This is a genomic window from Acinetobacter sp. N1-1, from assembly GCF_056711485.1.
In genome coordinates, this window is record NZ_JBWXUO010000012.1 from 1,348,200 (window position 1) to 1,368,726 (window position 20,527).

Consider the following 20,527-nt stretch of genomic DNA (forward strand, 5'->3'; position numbering starts at 1 on the left):
TTAAAAATTACTCCACTGGAGACTAAATAATGTTAGACCAAAATATTAAAGCACAGTTAAAATCTTATTTAGAACGTTTAGAAAGCCCAATTGAATTGGTTGCATCGTTAGATGAATCAGATAAAGCCATTAAAATTAAAGAGCTTGTGACAGAAGTCGCTGAACTTTCTGATCAAGTAACTGTTCGTTTAGATGGTCAGAACATTCGTCGTCCAAGTTTTGGTATTGCAAAAACTGGTGAAGAGCCACGTGTATATTTTGCAGGCTTGCCAATGGGACATGAATTTACATCTCTTATTCTAGCATTATTACAAGTTTCTGGTTATGCGCCAAAAGTGTCAGATGAGATTTTAAATCAAATTAAGGGCTTAAACTTAAAAGCAAATTTTGATGTATTCGTGTCTCTAACTTGCCATAACTGTCCAGATGTAGTTCAAGCTTTAAACTTAATTGCTATTTATAACCCAAATACAACAGCAACGATGATTGATGGTTCTTTCTTCCAAGATGAAGTAGAAGAAAGAAAAATTATGGCCGTACCAATGGTTTTCCAAAACAACGAACATATTGGTCAGGGTCGTATGACGCTTGAAGAAATTGTTGCTAAGCTTGATACGAATTCGGCAGAGAAAGAAGCTGAAAAATTAAATGCAAAAGAAGCATTTGATGTACTTGTTGTTGGTGGTGGACCAGCAGGCGGTACTTCTGCAATATATGCAGCTCGTAAAGGGATAAAAACAGGTATTGTTGCTGAACGCTTTGGTGGTCAGGTTATGGATACCATGGATATTGAAAACTTTACGACGGTTCAGCGTACGGTTGGTCCACAATTTACAAGTGATATGGAAAAACACGTGCGTGAGTACAATGTAGATATTATGAATCTACAACGTGTAAGCCAAATTATTGGTGCAGATCAAACAGAAAATGGTCTTGTTTCGGTTGAGCTAGAAAATGGTGCAAAGCTAGAGTCAAAATCAGTTATTCTTTCAACAGGTGCGCGTTGGAGAGAGTTAAATGTACCTGGTGAGAAAGAATACCGCACACGTGGTGTTGCATATTGCCCACATTGTGATGGTCCACTATTTAAAGGAAAACACGTTGCTGTTATTGGTGGTGGTAACTCGGGTGTTGAAGCAGCGATTGATTTGGCTGGTATCGTTGAGCATGTAACACTGATTGAATTTAGTGATCATTTACTTGCAGATCAAGTATTGCAAAATAAATTACATAGCTTACCTAATTCAACAGTGATTATGAGTGCGCAAACTACAGAAGTAATTGGTGATGGTGCACAAGTTACAGGTCTAAAATATAAAGATCGTACGACTAATGAGTTACATACAGTAAATTTAGCAGGAATATTTGTACAAATTGGATTATTGCCAAATACAGACTTTTTGAAAGATAGTGCTGTAGAGTTGTCAAAACGTGGTGAGATTGTTATAAATGAGCGTAATGAAACAAATGTAAAAGGTGTATTTGCAGCAGGTGATTGTACGACTGTGCCTTATAAGCAAATTATTATTGCTACTGGTGAGGGTGCAAAAGCAGCATTATCTGCATTTGACTATATTATCCGTTCAGGAAACTAAGTTACTTCAACAGAGCTAAAGATATTTCTTTAGCTCTTTTTTTAGTTTTTATTTGAGCAAAATACTGAAATTTCAGTGTCTATAATATCAATGACCGCACCTTTAGATACTATATAATCATATTGATCTTTCATTAATTGATGGTTCAAAAGAGGATGGTCTAAACTATCTAGCTCATTGATTAGCCCTTTTTCTGCTTGAGCAAGTGCTTTACTTAAGTGACCTCTTGTAATGACTTCAGCAAAAGCTAGTTTCTTTTGGCCAACTTTGGTATTAATAAGACCATCTACAAGTTTAATACTATTAAAATGTGCTTTCATGCGGTTACGAATGTTTTCAGAACGACCTACATATAAAGCCTCTTTATAATCACCATATTCTCGAAAAAAAATATATACACCTGCAATTTCTGGAAGTATTGAGAAATCAAATGTTTTTAGATTTTTTAGTAGAGTAGATGAACTGCCTAACGTAATAGGTTCATGCCAGTCTAAAGTGATATTCATATATAACCTTCATTAAATTTTTATGATTATATGCATAAATAACCTAGAAGGACTTAGAAGTTAAAGGCTTATACAGTATTAAGTGATCTAAATTTGATCATCAACTCCTCCTTTGTTTCTCTATATGCTGGATGCGGTAAAATACAGCGAATAGGGCATACTGCGACACATGTCGGGTTTTCATAAAAGCCAACACATTCGGTACAGTATTTAACTTCAATTTCATAAATATTTTTTCCTTCCGAAATTGCATTATTTGGACACTCAGGTAAGCACATATCACAGTTAATACAATCATTGGTAATTGTTAGTGCCATAGTCTAATTTATTTCATATGCTAAAGAAGATTTAGGTAAATCTTGTGTACGATTTGGTATGTTTCGAATGAGAAGAGCAAATTGATGTGTGCTGAATTATCAGGAGACTTTCACTTGGGAGATTTTAGGCAGCCAACTTGCAAAAGTCCTCTGCCATTTGATTTGGTGTCTTAAAATCCAAACCTTTTTGAATTCTTCGTTGATTATAAAATAACTCTATGTATTTTGTAATCTCCGCTTTGGCTTCTTCCCTCGTTTTATAGCTATGATGATGCACCAATTCGTTTTTGAGTATGCCCCAGAAGCTTTCAATCGGTGCATTATCGTAACAATCGCCACGCTTGCTCATTGAACCCTGAAAGCCACATTTTTCAAGTAAGTTTCGATATTCATGACCGCAATATTGGCTGCCTCTGTCTGAATGCACAATGAGGTCCTTAGTTGGTTTTTGATTGCGAATAGCCATATTCAATGCATCACAAACAAGCTTGGCTGTCATACGCTCATTTAAGCTGTAGCCAACCACTTGTTTCGTGTAAAGGTCTTTTACAGCTGCTAAGTACAACCAGCCTTCAGTTGTCCATATATACGTAATATCACTCGACCACGCTTGATTTGGTTTAATCATTGAGAATTGTTGTTCAAGCAAATTTGGATAGATCGCTCGGTTATGGTCACTGTTCGTTGTTCTTTTGAAACGCTTGTGGCGCTTACAATACAGCTGATTTAACTTTTTTATCTGACGAACGGCATAGGCACTAATTTTTACGCCCTGAGCCTGTAAATGCTTGGTTAAACGAATATAGCCATAGCTCTGTTTCGTTTCCTCATGTGCTATTTTGACCAAAATTGCTTGTTGATTTCGCTGAATTGATTGTTTACTCACACCTTGTTTTAGCCAATCATAAAAGCATGAAACTGATACGTGAAGTAAGCGAGCCATCAAAATAATAGGAAATAAGTGTCTTTGCGATTTCATATAGGCGTACCTTACTGACTTTCTTTGGCAAAGTACGCTGCTGCCTTTTTTAGAAATTCACGTTCCATTTCGGCTGTTTTAAGCTGCTGTTTAAGTTTTTTATTTTCTTCGAGTAAAGCATTTAGATCAGGTGAATACTGTTTTGTACCGGCTAAAGTCCCTGCCTTTGCCTTTGTATTCCAGTTCGAAAGGGTTTGCATGGAAATGCCGAGTTCTCTAGCTGTTTGGGATACATTGCCTTGATTGGCTTCTATTGCTTTGATCGCTTCAGCTTTAAATTCTGCCGTATACGTCTTGTGTTTCTTGCTCATGGTAAACTCCTGATGAGTATGTATAGTTTACCAAGTTAAACCCTCCTGTTTTTTCAGCAGACATCAAATTGAGCATCTAAGTTTGCAATAGGACTAGGTATTTTTACAATATGTCCTGAACCCTTTGCACTTTCAATGGGTTGAAGTTTTTGATTAAATAATTTATTTAATGTAAATACAATATTTCCCTGAGGAGTCATTAGCTCAAGTGAGTCACCAACAATAAAATTATTCTTAACATCTACAGTAAGATAACCATCCTCATATTGGATAATTTCACCACAGAATTGTTGATAGTCAGAGTTTGATGAGCCATTTTTATAGTTTTGATATTCGCTATGTACGTGGCGTCTTAAAAATCCTTCGGTATAGCCTCTATTTGCCAGCCCTTCTAGTTGGTACATTAAGTTTTGGTCAAATGGCTGACCTGTAATTGCATCATCAATAGCTTTTCTATAAATTTGGGAAGTTCTAGCACAATAAAAATGTGATTTAGTGCGACCTTCAATTTTTAGTGATGCAATACCTATATGAGTGAGCTTTTCTACATGCTGAACTGCACGTAAATCCTTTGAGTTCATGAAATATGTGCCATGTTCATCTTCTTCGGCAGAGAACATATCTTCATTGGTATGTTGCAATAAAGCTGAGTGTGTAGGAGGGCTTTTTATTTCTTTTGTTGGAATAAGCTCACCTAAAAGGTCTTCTTTTGCATCGAGTACATTATATTCCCAACGGCATGCATTGGTACAAGCTCCTTGATTTGCATCACGTTTGTTCATATATCCTGAAAGCATACATCGTCCTGAATATGCCATACATAATGCCCCGTGTACAAAAACTTCTAGTTCAATATCAGGAACATATTTCTTAATTTCTTCAATTTCTTCTACCGATAGTTCACGAGATAATATAACTCGTGTTAAACCATAATTTTTCCAAAATTTAACAGTTGCCCAGTTAATCGCATTTGCTTGTACAGATAAATGAATGTCTATTGTGGGGAAATGCTCACGTACAAGCATAATTAAGCCAGGATCAGACATAATTAGTGCATCGGGCTGCATAGCAATAATAGGTTTGATATGCTCAATAAAGTTCTTGAGTTTACTATTATGTGGTTGAATATTTACAACCACATAGAATTTTTTTCCTTGTTGATGTGCTTCATTAATACCAATTTCTAGTGTTTCATGGTCAAATTCATTATTCCTGACTCGAAGACTGTAACGAGGTTGTCCTGCATAAACGGCATCTGCACCATATGCAAAAGCATAGCGCATATTTTTTAATGAGCCTGCGGGAGATAATAGTTCTGTTCTCATGATAAAAATAAAGTCTTATAAAAAATAAGGGATTATTTTATGTGGTCTGTGTAATGGACTCAACCAAGTAAATTTGTCGGGATTTATGAATACGATACATAGATATCTTTTGATGATGTTTTATTTGGATTCATAAAAGTGAATAATCCTAGAGCTCATATTCCTATGGTATAAATTTTTTAAAATGATTGAGATATTGTGATAGTACGTACTGAGTTAAGGTATTAACTTTCTATTTGCACGATAGAGAAGAGAGTGGGCTAGCATATCAATATCTTGATATTGAATTTTATCGCTGAAAATATTTCATTTCATACCTATGGTTAAAGTAATGTTTTAGACGATATTGTTATGCGATTGAAAAAATCTATTTTAGTCGAATCTGTAAATATCCATACCTAGAGAGCCCATAGAGAAACTACTATGAACAATATTAAACCTATGTCCTGTACCCATTGAAAAAAATAAAGGTGCTAGGTGCTCAATGGTTGGATGGTTCTTTTCTAAATATGGTAGATTTTTCCAATTTAAAACAGTTTCAAAGTCATGCTGCTGTAGTTTTTGAACAATGTAATTTCTGAAACTAGAAGCCCAAGTAGGAGTTTCTAGTTGAAGACTGTTCCATGAGAGCTCAGAAAGGTTATGTGTAATACTACCTGAACCAATCAATAATATTTGTTCCTGACGTAGCTGAGCTAAAGTTTGACCGATTTTGTAAATATCTTCAGCACTGTTTTTCATGGGTAATGATATTTCAATAACAGGAACATCTGCTTCAGGGTACATATGAAGTAGTGGCATCCATACACCATGGTCGCGAGGTCTAGTGCTATTTGCATTTGCGTGAATATTTGCATTCGCAAAAATTTCTAAAAGACGCTCTGACAGTTCAATACTTCCAGATGCAGGATAGCGAATATCATAAAGCTCTGCTGGAAAGCCACGAAAATCGTGCCAAGTTTCAGGTCTAGTTGAAGTACTAACCTCCAAAGTGTCGCTTTCCCAGTGTGCAGACATAATAATAATTGCATTTGGCTTTGGAAGATTGATGCTCAAGCGATGTAATGCAGGTCCAACTTGCTCAGGGTTTAGGGCAAGCATAGGCGAACCATGAGAAATAAATAAACCTGGAAGCGTTTGCTGTATCTTTAAAGTCATAGTTATCCTTTAAATACGTTTAAACTTAAGCACGATGGTATGGATGGTTATGGTTAATACTCATTGCACGATAAAGTTGTTCAATAAGCATTACACGAACAAGTGGGTGAGGTAATGTAAGTTTAGATAGTGACCAATGCCACTTGGCTGCTTGTCGAACTTGGTGACTCAGGCCATCAGGTCCACCAATTGCTAGAGCAATATCTTGCCCTTCGAGCATCCATTCTTTCATTGTTTCAGCAAGTTTTTCTGTACTCAACTCTTTACCATTGACTTCAAGAGCAATCAAAATTTCATTTGGTTTTAGCGCTGCTAGAATTGCTTCACCTTCCGTTTGACAATACTTAAAAATATCTGCCTCAGAATCATTTTTTCCTCGTTTAGCCATAGGTATTTCAATAAATTGAGTTTGTACAAAAGGCTGAATACGCTTTAGGTAGTCATTCACTCCTGTAAGCACCCACGCAGGCATTTTTTGACCAATGGTAAGAATACGGATTTTCATAAGTAAAAATTATTTATTAAAAAGCCAATAATTATAACTTGAGAATGAGAAAATCATAAATATTTAGATAATAAAAATGAAATATCATTGAATCATACCTTATAAAATATTGTAGATATTTGAGGGATTATCCCTGATCTTATAGCTATTGGTTATTTATTGTTTCAAAGATCTCTTAGTAATTACTCACTAGACAAATATCACTAATGACAAAATTCTATTTAACTTCGATTTTATAAATTTTATTAGAGAGATCATTCTTATTAACCGAATATATAGGCACTTATTGCAGTATTTTTTAAAGTATTCTATTGCTAATTCTCTTATTTATCATAACCCTTTAGACACCACTAGATATTTTTATAAAATATTTGCAAATGATACATTTCTTACTTAATTGTTTACAGTGCTTCATATTACTATTCATCGAAACTCTTATATTTATTACTAATCTATCTATGAAAAGTTAAAAGAGCATTGAAATGTTAAAATTTAATAAACGTTTAATCGGTGCCGCAATATTATGTACGAGTACATTAATGAGTGGTATTGTATCTGCTGAGCCATGGGATAATGGTCCAGGTCGTGATGGTGGTCCTCAAGGTGGACAACCTCCTATTTCAAATGATGGTCCTCATCGTCATGGACCACAACAAGATGCAAGAGATAATCCTGATATTAGTCAGTATCCTCAATATTACCATGCGCCAGAAGGTGGCAGATGGAAAAGAGGAGGGTATGTGCCAAGATCATATAGAGGGCCGAATTATCGTGTAAATAATTGGCAAGATAATGGTCTACCACCACCACCAAGTGGACATCGTTGGTTACATGTAAATGGCCAATATATTTTAGTTGCTGCTGCAACAGGTATTATTACTAGTATTTTATTACATCATTAAAAAAAGCCACTCTTATGAGTGGCTTTTTTTATACTTACAATTAGTGACGAGTTACCTTATTTTCAGTAACTGGTTTGACCAAAGGTGTTGGTAGCGGTTTAGGCATTTCTGTTAATGCAAGCGGTAAGACATCATCAATTGTTTTGACTGCTTTGATTTCTAACCCTTCTTTTACATTGTCAGGAATTTCAGCTAAATCACGAACATTCTCTTGTGGGATAAATACAAGTTGGATACCACCACGATGTGCTGCAAGAAGTTTTTCTTTTAGCCCACCAATACGTAATGCATGACCACGTAAAGACGTTTCGCCTGTCATTGCAATATCTGCACGAATAGGTATACCTGTAAAAGCAGATACAAGAGCAGTTGTTAATGCTAAACCTGCTGATGGACCATCTTTAGGTGTTGCACCTTCAGGTAAGTGAACATGAACATCTGTTTCTTCAAAGCGGGTAGACTCGATACCAAGCTCATCTGCACGTGTTCTTACAACGGTCATTGCAGCAGTAATAGATTCTTTCATTACATCGCCAAGTGAACCCGTAGTAATGAACTTACCTTTGCCTTTCACAGCAGCGACTTCAATCGTTAAAAGCTCGCCACCTACCGATGTCCAAGCAAGACCATTGACACGACCAATCTGTGCTTTTTCTTCAGCAATACCATAATCAAACTTATGTACGCCTAAGTAGTCAGGTAAGTTTTGATTTGTTACATCAATATGCAAGTTTTTCGCTTTTTTACTTACAGCTTCTTTAACAACTTTACGTGCAATTTTTGAAATTTCACGCTCTAAGCTACGAACACCTGCTTCGCGTGTATAACGACGAACAATATCTTGAATTGCTTCTTCATGTACAGAAAGTTCTTTAGCACGTAAGCCATTATCTTTAATCGCTTTTGGTACTAAATAACGAGATGCAATATTTACTTTCTCTTCTTCGGTATATCCTGGTAAGCGAATAACTTCCATACGGTCAAGTAATGCTTCAGGAATATTCATGCTATTTGCAGTACAAATAAACATAACTTCAGATAAGTCTAAGTCCAAGTCTAAATAGTGGTCATTAAATTTACTATTTTGTGATGGATCTAGTACCTCAAGTAAAGCCGATGCTGGATCACCACGATAATCTTGTGCCATTTTATCAATTTCATCGAGTAAGAATAAAGGATTCTTAACTCCTGATTTTGTTAAAGATTGCACAATTTTACCTGGCATAGCACCAATATAGGTGCGACGGTGTCCACGAATTTCTGCTTCATCACGTACACCACCTAAAGCCATGCGTACAAACTCACGACCTGTCGCTTTTGCAATAGATTCACCAAGTGATGTTTTACCCACACCAGGAGGGCCAACTAAACAAAGAATTGGGCCACGTAGTTTTTTCACACGTGATTGAACTGCGAGATATTCAACGATACGTGCTTTAACTTCGTCTAAGCCATAATGGTCTTTATCTAGAATTTCTTGTGCTTTGGTTAGGTTAATACTTACTTTACTTGCTGTATTCCAAGGCGTATCTAAAATAACATCTAAGTAGTTACGGACAACAGCAGCTTCACTTGATGCAGGTTGCATTGCCTTGAGTTTTCTAAATTCAACTTCGGCTTTTTTACGCACATGCTCAGGCAGATCTGCTTCAGCAAGTCGCTTTTCCAATTCGGCGATTTCATCTTCAGCACCGCCATTCATGTCGGATAATTCACGCTGAATGACTTTCATTTTTTCATTTAGAAAGTATTCACGCTGATTCTTTTCCATTTGGCGTTTTACATTTTCATGCAAGTTTTGCTCAATTTGCTGTTCTTCAGATTGCTGAAGAAGGTAAGTCATAAGCTCTTTAAGATGTGCTTCGAATAAATCTTCTTCTAGGAAGGTCTGTTTAACAGCAATATTTAGTGGTACACGAGTCGCAACAAAAAATAGTAATTGTAATAAATCATCTATTTTATTTGCAGCAGCAATTAACTCGCGCGCATTACGTAATTTTGCTTCAGCATATTGCGCAAATAGACCTTGCAATTCTTGTAAACGATCTGCTTGTGTTTCTTTATCTAGTCCAACGTGTATTGGGCTAAGCGCATGCTCTGCTGTGAAATGACTTTCTTGCTCTGAAATTTTTTCTAATTTTGAGCGGTATAAACCTTCGATCAAAACTTTAATGCAGTTTTCGTCATTTTCATGGTTAACGACTTGGACAATTTTCGCAACAGTACCATATTGATATAAGTTTTCTTGATCAATATCTTCTGTAAGAGAATCTTTTTGTGCAACCACAAATACTAAATTGTCACTGTTACGCGCCACATCAACAGCTTTTATCGATTTTTCACGACCAACAAAAAGCGCGATTTGCATGTGTGGATATACAACCACATCACGTAACGCTAAAAGAGGTAATGTGTTTGGAATATTTGTAAGTTCCTGAGAACTTTCATTATTCAGAATTTGTTCAGTCATGGGGCACTCCTAATGAGTGACAACATTGTTGCCATAATATTTTATAGTGATGTACTTTTTTTAAATTACAAGGGCTAAAAAAATAAAAAAGACTAAAAAAGTTGGGATTTGTTGAAAAAAACAGCTCTTATCTTAAATTATATGTGAATTGATAGTATTTTGAGGGTGTAAATAATGCATCTAAGGGTTGATCCCATGATCTACGTAGAATAGGTGTTTCTAAGACTTGAAAATCATGTGCTAAACCAATACGGTATGGTTTTTTTGGGGTCTGTGCAAGTGTTCTGTCATAAAAACCACCTCCCATACCTAATCGTGTACCTAATAAATCACATGCCAGCAGTGGCATAAAAATAATATCTAAACCTTTAGCTTGGATACCTATACCATTTTGAGGTTCATACATTCCAAGTTTATGTTTACTAAAGCGATGGTTTAAATATTGTTTTCTTGATATTTTTACCCAGTACAAGCATTGGTTCATTGTACAGACTCTAGGTAAATAAACTTTTTTTCTTTTTTTGAAACAATAGAGTAAAAGAAGGCGAGTTTGAATTTCTCCAAATGCATCTAAATAAAGTCCAATATGTTGTGCATGATGCAATAAATGGCTATGTATAATTTGATGTAAACATGCCACCTCAGCTTGAGCTTGCTCAAATTGATTCAAACTTTTTCTTTTTTTTCGAAGTGTTTTACGTAGGATAGAAAGTGGCTGCATAATATGTTATTTGCAAGTAGTTAAAGAAATGTGTAGCGCACATATAATACGCTACACAAATAAGAAGCTTTTAAGATTTGGTTGCTTTTACTTCAGAAGCTGTTTGTTTTAAAGCTCCAACTTTTGCTTGAATTTTTTGCATAATATCAAGCATTTGCTGTTGAACATCAGTAGCCTGTTTTTGTAAGTCATTCATTTTCTTTTCGTCAGGTGTCTTTGCAACACTTTCTTGTGCAAGTTGTAGGCCATAACTATTAGACTCTATCATTTTAATACGTAGGTCATTTACTTCTGCACTTTTTAGATTTAAAGCACTTAGTTCATTATTAAAGCTGTCGACAAACATCTTCATTTTTCCAACCATTGCTTGAATTTGTTCCTCTTTGCCAGACTTAGCAACTTCCATAGCTTCTTCTTGGAATTTAACACCTTCTTGTGCTTTTTTATTCGATAGTTCTTGGATAGCTTTTAGGTCAGTTTTGATATCTGCAACATTGTCATGAGTAAAACTTGCAGGAGTGGTAGCTACTTGCTGTGTTTGCTGTGTTTGCTGTGTTTGCTGTTCAGCTTGTGGTGTCGCATCTGGCTTTTTTGCGCAAGCGACGAGCATAATAGATGATGCACATAATGTTGCAAGTATTAATTTTTTCATAAGACACCAAGTGTTAAATTTAATATGAGGACAATATATCACTTTCCAGATTATGATGGTAAGTTCTTGTATTTTGGTATTTCATTTATTTTTATAAAAAATATATTCACTTGTATGGATTTGTTAACTTATAGATACAAAAAAACCAGCTTTAAGCTGGTTTTCTTTTTACACCATTCTAATGTTATTTAGAATGGTGCCCGGGGCCGGACTCGAACCGGCACGCTTTGTGGGCGGGGGATTTTAAATCCCCTGTGTCTACCTATTTCACCACCCGGGCATGTGCGCAATAATAGATAAAACATTTAAAAAGATCAAGATTTTTTATTTTAAATGTAGGTATTTTATACAAAATTAAAAAATAATTTATGCTGCTTTTGTTTATATGAAGTATGTGTATTACTACAAGTTATGATTTGCATAAATTGTTCTAGCATATTTAGAGAGAATAATCTTACTGCTGGCAACTTTTGAGGCAGTTTTTTTATGTATAATTTATATGAAACATAATAAATATTATTGAAGAAAATACATTTTCAGTTGAGTCGGAAAGCTTGAGAATTTTTTAATTTTAAGGTTGGGAAATAGAAGTACAAATAAAAAAACCAGCTTAAAGCTGGTTTTCTTCTTACACCATTCTAATGTTATTTAGAATGGTGCCCGGGCCGGACTCGAACCGGCACGCTTTGTGGGCGGGGGATTTTAAATCCCCTGTGTCTACCTATTTCACCACCCGGGCATGTGGAAGTGATGTTAGTGAATTATGTAGGTAATAGCAAGTAATTATACTTTTTGTTGATGATGTTTTATGCAAATATAAGGCGATTGTCTGAAATAAGAGCAAACTTATCTTTTGCTGTAACATATTATTTATAATAGAAATATCTAAGTCAAAGCATAGATATTGTTTCAGGTGTGAAATGATTTAGATTTTTTAATCTATTTATAAGAAATTCCTCGTATAAAACAGCAATAATGTTAAAAAGAGCGTTTTATGAATTTAGTCCATGTCATTTTACTTGCAATTATTCAAGGTCTTGCAGAGCTATTGCCAGTATCGAGTTCATCACATGTGATTCTTGCTGAAAAGTTAATGGGTTTTGATCCATCTGCTCCTGAAATGACCTTTTTACTTGTCATGCTACATACAGGAACAATGTTTGCTGTAATTGTTTACTTTTGGAAATCATGGAAGCAAACATATTTTTCATCAGTAGATAATTTCAAAAAACAAGCGCTTTATATTATTGCTGCAACTGCAGTGACGGGTTTTCTTGGGTTGGCATTACAATCTTTTATTAAGCATGTATTTTTTGGTAATGCAGATAGTTTTGAGATCGAGCATTTATTTAGTAATTCAAAGTTAATGGCAGCAGCCTTATTTGCTTCAGGGATTATTATTATTTTATCCTCTCGTTTGAAGCAAGATCAAAAGCATGAACTAGATTTAAAGAAGGCATCTATTATTGGTGCGGTTCAAGCACTTTGTCTTCCATTTCGTGGTTTTTCTAGATCGGGCGCAACTATTTCGACAGGTTTATTATTAGGTTTATCGCGTCAGAAAGTTGAAGAATTTAGTTTTGCTCTTGCAGTCGTACTCACACCTGTCATTATTATTAAAGAGTTTGTACGTTTATTACATACCCAAGGTGCAGCACATGTACAGATTAGTCATTTCATCTTTCCAAGTTTAGTAGGGATGATTGCAAGCTTTATTGCGGGCTTAGCTGCATTAAAGTGGTTGTCATCGTGGCTTGAGAGTGGACGCTGGCACTTGTTTGGGATTTATTGTATGTGCTTTGCAGTAGTTGTACTTATTGTATCTTAATATTTTGTTTTGGCTTAAAAAGGAGTGGGTTGTATGATTACAGCCCATTTTTATATTTTACTTAAAGTATAAATACAAAAAAACCAGCTTCAAGCTGGTTTTCTTTTTACACTATTCTAATGTTATTTAGAATGGTGCCCGGGGCCGGACTCGAACCGGCACGCTTTGTGGGCGGGGGATTTTAAATCCCCTGTGTCTACCTATTTCACCACCCGGGCTTTACCAAGATTGGAGGCGGAGGTCGGAATCGAACCGGCGTACACGGAGTTGCAGTCCGCTGCATGACCACTCTGCCACCCCGCCATGTCTTGGTGATGCACATATTAGCAACCTTTTGAAAAAACACAATAGATAACTATGAATATATGTTCATAAATTCGGCATATAAAGTAAAATTGCTAAAATAATCATGTATTATTACGAAATTAGTTTAAAAATGATCTTGGAGATGCACTGTGGCACTTGTTTTAGATGGAAAGGCTTTAGCAAAAACAATTGAAAGTAATTTACTAGAAAGAGTTGAGGTATTAAAGGCAAAAACGGGTCGTACTCCTATATTAGCAACAATTTTAGTTGGTGATGATGGTGCATCTGCTACTTATGTGCGTATGAAAGGGAATGCATGCCGCCGTGTTGGTATGGATTCATTAAAAATTGAATTGTCTGAACAAACAACAACTGAAGAGTTACTTGCGGAAATTGAAAAACTAAATGCCAATCCTGATGTACATGGTATTCTTCTACAACATCCTGTGCCTGCGCAAATTGATGAACGTGCATGTTTTGATGCAATCCGTTTAGAAAAAGATGTTGATGGTGTGACTTGTTTAGGGTTTGGTCATATGGCAATGGGTGAGTCAGCATATGGCTCTGCAACACCAGCGGGAATTATGACTATTCTTAAAGAAAATAATATTGAAATTTCAGGTAAGCATGCTGTCGTTGTGGGACGTTCTTCAATTTTAGGTAAGCCAATGGCAATGATGCTTCTACAAGCGAATGCTACGGTAACGATTTGCCATTCTCGTACTCAAAATTTATCTGATCTTGTGAAGCAGGCTGATATCGTTGTAGGTGCGGTAGGTAAGGCTGAACTTATTAAAAAAGATTGGATTAAAAAAGGTGCTGTTGTTGTTGATGCGGGTTTTCATCCGCGTGAAAATGGCGGTGTAGGCGATATCCAGCTTGTAGGGATTGAAGACGTTGCTTCTGCTTATACACCTGTACCAGGTGGTGTGGGTCCAATGACCATTACAACACTAATTCGCCAAACTGTGGAAGCCGCAGAAAAAGCATTAGGTTAATAGATGAAAATATAAAAAAGCACAGCTTAGCTGTGCTTTTTTATTATCTAGGTGTGCATTCATAGCGAACAACAGTAAGTGTATTTGGGTGTATGCCAAGTGCTGTGCGTGATGCATTGTTATTTTCAGCACTCGTATTTGCAAGACCAAAAGTTGTTTGGCTATGCCCAATGTTTATGCCTGTCTTTTGAGGTGTATTGGCAGGGTTTATAATTTCATCTGTACTTAGAATTTTTACGCTATAGTTTAAAGTTTCTGTTAATGCCTTTTTACATGTATTTTCTAATTTTGTTTGGTTAAGTGCATGGTTTGGTTGAACAGCTAAAGTATAACTAATAATTGCAGTATTGTTTGTTTTACTTTCTATTGTATAACCTGCATTACCATTATATTTCTGAGGAGTATTTTGACATGCAGTTAGAGTTAGACCGACTGTAGCAATACCAATAAATAAAAGTACCTTTTTCATCATGTATGATCCATTTCTATTTTTGTGTTTAATGCATGTCATATTAAGCTGAAAGTTTTAGTTTTTCTATAGGCATTTTATAAAAATGGCCACAATAATGTGGCCATATATAAAGGGATATAAAGCTATTAATTATGCATATATATCTTCTTTAAATCTTTTTAAAAGCTGCTGTTGTCTATCTGATAATGCTTTAGGTAAACGATTACCTAATTTTTCAAATAAGGCATAGTGACTTTCAAGTTCTTGAACCCATAATTCTTCATCTAGATCTGTTATCTGTTCAAATTTTTCTAGTGAAAAGTCAACTCCAGTCCAGTTAATGTCTTTATATTCAGGAACTAGACCAATAGGTGTTTCTGTTGCATTTGCTTGACCATCACAACGATTAATAATCCATTCTAATACACGCATGTTTTGACCAAAACCAGGCCAAATGAAATTACCTTGCTCATCACGGCGGAACCAGTTTACATTAAAAATTTTAGGAGGCTGATTGCCACGAGCTGTTGCTTTCGCATGTAAGTCTTCACCAATTTGTAACCAGTGATTGAAGTAATCAGCCATGTTATAACCTGTGAAAGGTAACATGGCGAAAGGGTCACGGCGTACAACACCTTGTTGACCCACTGCAGCAGCTGTTGTTTCTGAACCCATTGTCGCCGCTTTATATACACCATCTACCCAGTCAAAAGCTTCGGATACTAAAGGAATTGTATCTGCTCTTCGACCACCAAAAATGAAAGCAGAGATTGGAACACCTGCTGGATTTTCCCAGTCAGCATCAATGGATGGACATTGTGATGCAGCAACAGTAAAGCGTGCATTTGGGTGTGCAGCTTTTTCATCATTTTGATGAGGTTGACCTTTCCAGTTTGTAAGGTTGTTGGGAACTTCTTTTGTGAGACCTTCCCACCATACTTCGCCTGTATCGGATACAGCAACATTGGTATAGATGACATCTTTATGCAAAGTCGCCATGCAATTAGGGTTGGTTTTTGTATTTGTACCAGGTGCAACGCCAAAGAAACCAGCTTCAGGGTTAATGGCATAAAGTTGGCCATCTTCACTTGGTTTAATCCAAGCAATGTCATCTCCAACAGTTTCTATTTTCCAACCGTTATATTCTTTTGGTGGAATGAGCATTGCAAAGTTGGTTTTACCACATGCAGATGGAAATGCAGCAGCGATATAGTGTTTTTTACCTTCTGGATTAGTGATGCCCAGAATAAGCATATGTTCTGCAAGCCAACCTTGTTCACGTCCCATTACAGATGCGATACGTAATGCAAGGCATTTTTTACCAAGTAGTGCATTGCCCCCATATCCAGAGCCAAAAGACCAAATTTCGCGTGTTTCAGGATAATGAACAATATATTTTTCTTTATTGCATGGCCATGCAACATCCTTCTCATTTGATAGGAGAGGCATGCCTACACTATGTACACATGGAATAAAATGACCATTTGTACCTAGTACGTCATATACAGCTTTTCCCATACGTGCCATTTTACGCATACTTACAACGACATATGGTGAATCTGTAATTTCGATACCAATGTGTGCAATGTGGCTGCCAAGAGGTCCCATCGAAAAAGGGACAATGTACATTGTACGACCTTTCATACAGCCATCGAATAGTTTTGAAAGCTTGCCACGCATAATTGTTGGGTCTTCCCAGTTGTTTGTTGCGCCAGCATCTTCTTTATTATTGCTGCAGATGAAAGTACGGTCTTCCACGCGAGCTACATCTGATGGATCTGAGTTAGCAAGATATGAACCAGGATGTTTTTCCTCATTCAGTGTTTGCATGGTACCATTAGAAATCATCTGTTGAATCAGATGGTTGTATTCTTCTTCACTACCATCGCACCATTCAATGTTTGCAGGTTTTGTAAGTTTAGCAATTTCTTCCACCCAAGTGATTAATTCTGGATGGTTAACGAACTTAGGTGTATTTAATTGCATTGTGCTTATACCTTAAATATAAATAGAGGTGTTTTTCTGTGTAAATATTAGAGCATATCTAGTATAGGAAATTAATATATAAAAATTGTTTATTTCGAATTGGGTCTATACATAAGTGAAATAAATAAGTATTTAAAACAATAGGTTAAGATTATAATGGACGTTACATTTTTATTATAAATACATAGATTAATTTCATTTATTTTTTAAATATTAATATAAATCAGTTGCTTATGGGGGTGATTGGTGCTAACAAATATTTATATAAAACACATATTTTGTTTTTAATATTTCCTTTAAATGATAGTTATATACTTATTAAAGTAATAGTAATAAGACGCTCAGACTCTATATGATGTTTATAGAAAAATGGAGCACATTCAGGACGAAATTATTAATATTAATGGTGCATTATGCTACTTCATTTATCCGATTTACATTTTGGGACAGAAAAACAAGAATGTTTATTAGCAATTAAAAAATTTTGTGAGCAATATCGTATCGAGGTTGTTGCTGTGAGTGGTGATCTCACACAAAGAGCGAGAATTATTCAATTTTTAAATTGTAAAAAATTTCTAGATGGGCTTAGTATTCCTTATTTGGTAGTCCCTGGTAATCATGATATTCCGCTTTATCATGTTTGGCAGCGATTTTTTAGCCCTTTTCATAGTTATAAAACATTTTTTGGAGAACTTGAGGACACTTTAGAAACGGAGAACTTTTATTTAATTGGGGTGAATAGTATTCGCCGCCATCATCATACTAAAGGTCATATTTCGTTAGCACAAGTTGATGAAGTTTCACAAAAGTTAAAGCATGCTCCTGAAAATAAATTAAAGCTTGTTGTAGTGCACCAACCATTTTATGTTGCACAAGAAAAAGGACATGGTTTAGGAGATTGTCCTAATAGAGGGCGGTTTGCATTAGAGCAATGGTCTAAATATGGATTATTTGGTTTATTACATGGTCACTTACACTTAATGGGGGTGTATAACTTGACCCAAGTATATCAATTACGTGCAGGTCCTATTTTTGATATTCATGCAGGAACAGCAACTTCATGGCGATTACGAAAAAATGAACCAAATGGTTTTAATGTTCTTTTTAAAGATGGTTCTATTCAACATTATATATTTGATGAAATATCTAAAGAGTTTACTTTGAGAGAAACTCATTAAAGATATAAGAATACATGAAGTGATTAAAAAAAATGCAAAAGATATTTATTTTTAATTTTTGCCCTTGAAGGTTTTATTTAAACCCCCAAAAAAATGGCATCGGAACAATATGTTAATAGTGGTATAAATCATACTGAAAACACTACTATTAATTTTTGAAACAAGACTTAGTCTGATGGAGTTTTACATATGAGCAACATTCGCCCATTACATGATCGTGTCGTTATTCGCCGTGTTGAAGAAGAAACAAAAACAGCAGGCGGTATTTTACTACCTGGTTCAGCAGCAGAAAAACCATCTGAGGGTGAGGTAATTGCTGTTGGTAATGGTCAAATTACTGAAAATGGTGTTCGTGCTTTAGATGTGAAAGTAGGCGATAAAGTACTATTTGGTACTTACGCAGGTACGACAGTTAAAGTTGATGGTGAAGAATTATTGATTATGAAAGAGTCTGACATCTTAGCTGTTCTAGAAGGCTAAGTAGACAAACTTTTGTAAGTATCAGATGAAATAAATAAAAGATTTTGGAGTAATACAATGTCAGCTAAAGACGTAAAATTTGGTGATTCAGCACGCTCAAAAATGATTGCAGGTGTAAATATCCTTGCAGATGCTGTAAAGGTAACTTTAGGCCCTAAAGGTCGTAATGTTGTAATCGACCGTTCTTTTGGTGCACCACACATTACAAAAGATGGTGTAACTGTTGCAAAAGAAATTACATTAAAAGATAAATTTGAAAACATGGGTGCGCAACTTGTACGTGAAGTGTCTTCAAAAACAAATGATGTTGCAGGTGATGGTACAACTACAGCAACCGTACTTGCTCAAGCAATTGTAAATGAGGGTGTTAAATCTGTAACTGCAGGTATGAACCCAATGGACTTAAAACGCGGTATTGATATTGCTGTTAAAGTTGCAGTTGAGAACATTCGTAAGAACTCAACCCCTGCAAATGACTTTAAAGCAATTGAGCAAGTTGGTTCAATTTCTGCAAACTCTGACCATACTGTGGGCAAATTAATTGCTCAAGCAATGGAAAAAGTGGGTAAAGAAGGTGTGATTACTGTTGAAGAGGGTTCAGGTTTTGAAGACTCTCTTGATGTTGTTGAAGGTATGCAGTTTGACCGTGGTTACCTCAGCCCATATTTCTCTAATAAGCAAGAAACTCTAACTGCTGAATTAGAAAATCCATTTATCCTTCTTGTTGATAAAAAAATTAGTAATATTCGTGAGTTAATCACAACTTTAGAGGCTGTTGCTAAAACAGGTAAGCCTTTATTAATTATTGCTGAAGATGTTGAAGGCGAAGCGCTTGCAACACTTGTTGTAAACAACATGCGCGGTATTATTAAAGTATGTGCAGTGAAAGCACCTGGCTTTGGTGATCGTCGTAAAGCAATGCTACAAGATATTGCAATTTTAACAGGTGCAAATGTTATTTCTGAAGAAGTGGGCATGTCTTTAGAGAAGGCATCTTTAGAAGATTTAGGTACTGCACATAAAGTGACTGTATCTAAAGAGAACACAGTAATTGTTGATGGTGCAGGTAATGCTGCAATGATTGATGAGCGTGTTCAACAAATTCGTGCGCAAATTGAAGAATCAACTTCTGAATATGACCGTGAGAAGCTGCAAGAACGTGTTGCTAAACTTGCTGGTGGTGTTGCTGTTATTAAAATTGGTGCAGCAACTGAAGTTGAAATGAAAGAGAAAAAAGACCGTGTGGATGATGCTTTACATGCAACACGTGCAGCGGTTGAAGAAGGTGTTGTTGCAGGTGGTGGTGTTGCCCTTGTACGTGCTGTAAACGCGCTTGATGGTTTAACAGGTGAAAATGAAGATCAGACAGCGGGTATTAATATTCTACGCCGTGCGATTGAAGCGCCTTTACGTCAAATTGTTGCGAATGCAGGAGATGAACCTTCTGTTGTAATTAATGCAATTAAGCAAGGTGAAGGTAACTATGGTTACAACGCTGCAACTGGTGAATATGGCGATATGATCGAAATGGGTATTTTAGACCCTGCGAAAGTAACGCGTTCTGCACTTGAGCATGCGGCATCTGTTGCTGGCTTAATGCTTACTACTGAGGCAATGATTACAGAAATTCCTGAAGAAAAACCTGCTGCTGCACCTGATATGGGCGGTATGGGTGGTATGGGCGGTATGATGTAAGCCACTCATTTTCTATTTAAGTAGTTAAATTATAGTATTTAATTTAATTATTGATGAATAGCTATTCACAATCTTACTCACAAATGTTTTTGTAGTAAAAAAAGAAGGTCGCTAATTAGCGGCCTTTTCTATAGATATAACCATTAGTCGTAGTTAAGTGATTT

The 20,527-nt window shown here is 35.9% G+C and carries 17 protein-coding genes, 4 tRNA genes and 1 pseudogene; 7 read left to right on the forward strand and 15 right to left on the reverse strand.

Going from position 1 to position 20,527, the window contains the following annotated elements; translation table 11 throughout:
• Nucleotides 1-29: 29 nt before the first annotated feature.
• Nucleotides 30-1,595 (forward strand): alkyl hydroperoxide reductase subunit F, encoded by a 1,566-nt coding sequence (gene ahpF / locus AC1MPL_RS06630; RefSeq protein ID WP_479765016.1) that lies wholly within the window; start codon nt 30-32, stop codon nt 1,593-1,595.
• 41 nt (nt 1,596-1,636) lie between these two features.
• Here the strand turns inward: ahpF and AC1MPL_RS06635 are convergent, their stop codons facing one another.
• The 6 genes and pseudogenes from AC1MPL_RS06635 to rlmH form a co-directional block, all read right to left on the reverse strand.
• Nucleotides 1,637-2,101: a GIY-YIG nuclease family protein gene (locus AC1MPL_RS06635; protein WP_479765017.1), complete on the reverse strand. Its 465-nt coding sequence runs from the start codon at nt 2,099-2,101 to the stop codon at nt 1,637-1,639.
• 68 nt (nt 2,102-2,169) lie between these two features.
• Nucleotides 2,170-2,418: a YfhL family 4Fe-4S dicluster ferredoxin gene (locus AC1MPL_RS06640; RefSeq protein ID WP_479765018.1), complete on the reverse strand. Its 249-nt coding sequence runs from the start codon at nt 2,416-2,418 to the stop codon at nt 2,170-2,172.
• A gap of 124 nt (nt 2,419-2,542) precedes the next feature.
• Nucleotides 2,543-3,708 (reverse strand): IS3 family transposase gene (locus AC1MPL_RS06645; protein WP_479764079.1). Its coding sequence is split into 2 segments (ribosomal slippage): nt 2,543-3,450 and nt 3,450-3,708, totalling 1,167 coding nucleotides; the frame shifts between segments, so codons are not numbered across the junction.
• Between the two features lie 95 nt (nt 3,709-3,803).
• Nucleotides 3,804-5,033, reverse strand: a pseudogene (trhP, locus tag AC1MPL_RS06650) (prephenate-dependent tRNA uridine(34) hydroxylase TrhP); the annotation flags it as partial.
• Between the two features lie 372 nt (nt 5,034-5,405).
• Complete coding sequence (locus AC1MPL_RS06655) at nt 5,406-6,191, reverse strand: dioxygenase family protein (protein ID WP_479765019.1); 786 nt, start codon at nt 6,189-6,191, stop codon at nt 5,406-5,408.
• A gap of 25 nt (nt 6,192-6,216) precedes the next feature.
• Entirely contained in the window at nt 6,217-6,696 is a 480-nt protein-coding gene (gene rlmH / locus AC1MPL_RS06660; RefSeq protein WP_479765020.1) for a 23S rRNA (pseudouridine(1915)-N(3))-methyltransferase RlmH, read from the reverse strand.
• Between the two features lie 482 nt (nt 6,697-7,178).
• Between rlmH and AC1MPL_RS06665 the strand changes: the two genes are divergently transcribed.
• Complete coding sequence (locus AC1MPL_RS06665) at nt 7,179-7,598, forward strand: RcnB family protein (RefSeq protein ID WP_479765021.1); 420 nt, start codon at nt 7,179-7,181, stop codon at nt 7,596-7,598.
• 40 nt (nt 7,599-7,638) lie between these two features.
• Here the strand turns inward: AC1MPL_RS06665 and lon are convergent, their stop codons facing one another.
• From lon to AC1MPL_RS06690, 5 genes are all read right to left on the reverse strand, one after another.
• A complete protein-coding gene (gene lon, locus AC1MPL_RS06670; RefSeq protein ID WP_479765022.1) occupies nt 7,639-10,068 on the reverse strand; it encodes an endopeptidase La in 2,430 nt (809 codons plus the stop codon).
• A 127-nt stretch (nt 10,069-10,195) separates the two neighbouring features.
• A complete protein-coding gene (locus AC1MPL_RS06675; protein WP_479765023.1) occupies nt 10,196-10,789 on the reverse strand; it encodes a 5-formyltetrahydrofolate cyclo-ligase in 594 nt (197 codons plus the stop codon).
• A gap of 70 nt (nt 10,790-10,859) precedes the next feature.
• The gene (locus AC1MPL_RS06680) at nt 10,860-11,441 is read right to left on the reverse strand and encodes a hypothetical protein (RefSeq protein WP_479765024.1); all 582 of its coding nucleotides are present in this window, start codon (nt 11,439-11,441) and stop codon (nt 10,860-10,862) included.
• Nucleotides 11,442-11,635: 194 nt separating this feature from the next.
• A tRNA-Leu gene (locus tag AC1MPL_RS06685) sits at nt 11,636-11,721 on the reverse strand.
• A gap of 374 nt (nt 11,722-12,095) precedes the next feature.
• Nucleotides 12,096-12,180, reverse strand: a tRNA-Leu gene (locus AC1MPL_RS06690).
• Nucleotides 12,181-12,435: 255 nt separating this feature from the next.
• Between AC1MPL_RS06690 and AC1MPL_RS06695 the strand changes: the two genes are divergently transcribed.
• On the forward strand, nt 12,436-13,269 hold the full coding sequence (locus tag AC1MPL_RS06695) for an undecaprenyl-diphosphate phosphatase (protein ID WP_479765025.1): 834 nt from the start codon (nt 12,436-12,438) through the stop codon (nt 13,267-13,269).
• A gap of 132 nt (nt 13,270-13,401) precedes the next feature.
• Here AC1MPL_RS06695 and AC1MPL_RS06700 read toward each other — a convergent pair.
• Both AC1MPL_RS06700 and AC1MPL_RS06705 read right to left on the reverse strand, forming a co-directional pair.
• Nucleotides 13,402-13,487 (reverse strand) — tRNA-Leu (locus tag AC1MPL_RS06700).
• A gap of 11 nt (nt 13,488-13,498) precedes the next feature.
• Nucleotides 13,499-13,572 (reverse strand) — tRNA-Cys (locus AC1MPL_RS06705).
• Nucleotides 13,573-13,724: 152 nt separating this feature from the next.
• On the opposite strand from AC1MPL_RS06705, the gene folD reads away from it, so the two are divergent.
• Nucleotides 13,725-14,573 carry a bifunctional methylenetetrahydrofolate dehydrogenase/methenyltetrahydrofolate cyclohydrolase FolD gene (gene folD, locus AC1MPL_RS06710; RefSeq protein WP_479765026.1) on the forward strand — a complete coding sequence of 283 codons (849 nt, stop codon included), beginning with the start codon at nt 13,725-13,727 and terminating at the stop codon, nt 14,571-14,573.
• A gap of 43 nt (nt 14,574-14,616) precedes the next feature.
• Here the strand turns inward: folD and AC1MPL_RS06715 are convergent, their stop codons facing one another.
• Both AC1MPL_RS06715 and AC1MPL_RS06720 read right to left on the reverse strand, forming a co-directional pair.
• Complete coding sequence (locus AC1MPL_RS06715) at nt 14,617-15,045, reverse strand: hypothetical protein (protein WP_479765027.1); 429 nt, start codon at nt 15,043-15,045, stop codon at nt 14,617-14,619.
• A gap of 129 nt (nt 15,046-15,174) precedes the next feature.
• The gene (locus AC1MPL_RS06720) at nt 15,175-17,010 is read right to left on the reverse strand and encodes a phosphoenolpyruvate carboxykinase (GTP) (RefSeq protein ID WP_479765028.1); all 1,836 of its coding nucleotides are present in this window, start codon (nt 17,008-17,010) and stop codon (nt 15,175-15,177) included.
• Between the two features lie 413 nt (nt 17,011-17,423).
• Between AC1MPL_RS06720 and AC1MPL_RS06725 the strand changes: the two genes are divergently transcribed.
• The 3 genes from AC1MPL_RS06725 to groL all read left to right on the forward strand — a co-directional run bounded on the left by AC1MPL_RS06725 (nt 17,424) and on the right by groL (nt 20,363).
• On the forward strand, nt 17,424-18,188 hold the full coding sequence (locus tag AC1MPL_RS06725; RefSeq protein ID WP_479765029.1) for a metallophosphoesterase family protein: 765 nt from the start codon (nt 17,424-17,426) through the stop codon (nt 18,186-18,188).
• A gap of 189 nt (nt 18,189-18,377) precedes the next feature.
• The gene (locus AC1MPL_RS06730) at nt 18,378-18,668 is read left to right on the forward strand and encodes a co-chaperone GroES (RefSeq protein WP_237410863.1); all 291 of its coding nucleotides are present in this window, start codon (nt 18,378-18,380) and stop codon (nt 18,666-18,668) included.
• A 57-nt stretch (nt 18,669-18,725) separates the two neighbouring features.
• Nucleotides 18,726-20,363: a chaperonin GroEL gene (gene groL / locus AC1MPL_RS06735; protein ID WP_479765030.1), complete on the forward strand. Its 1,638-nt coding sequence runs from the start codon at nt 18,726-18,728 to the stop codon at nt 20,361-20,363.
• Nucleotides 20,364-20,527: the final 164 nt, after the last annotated feature.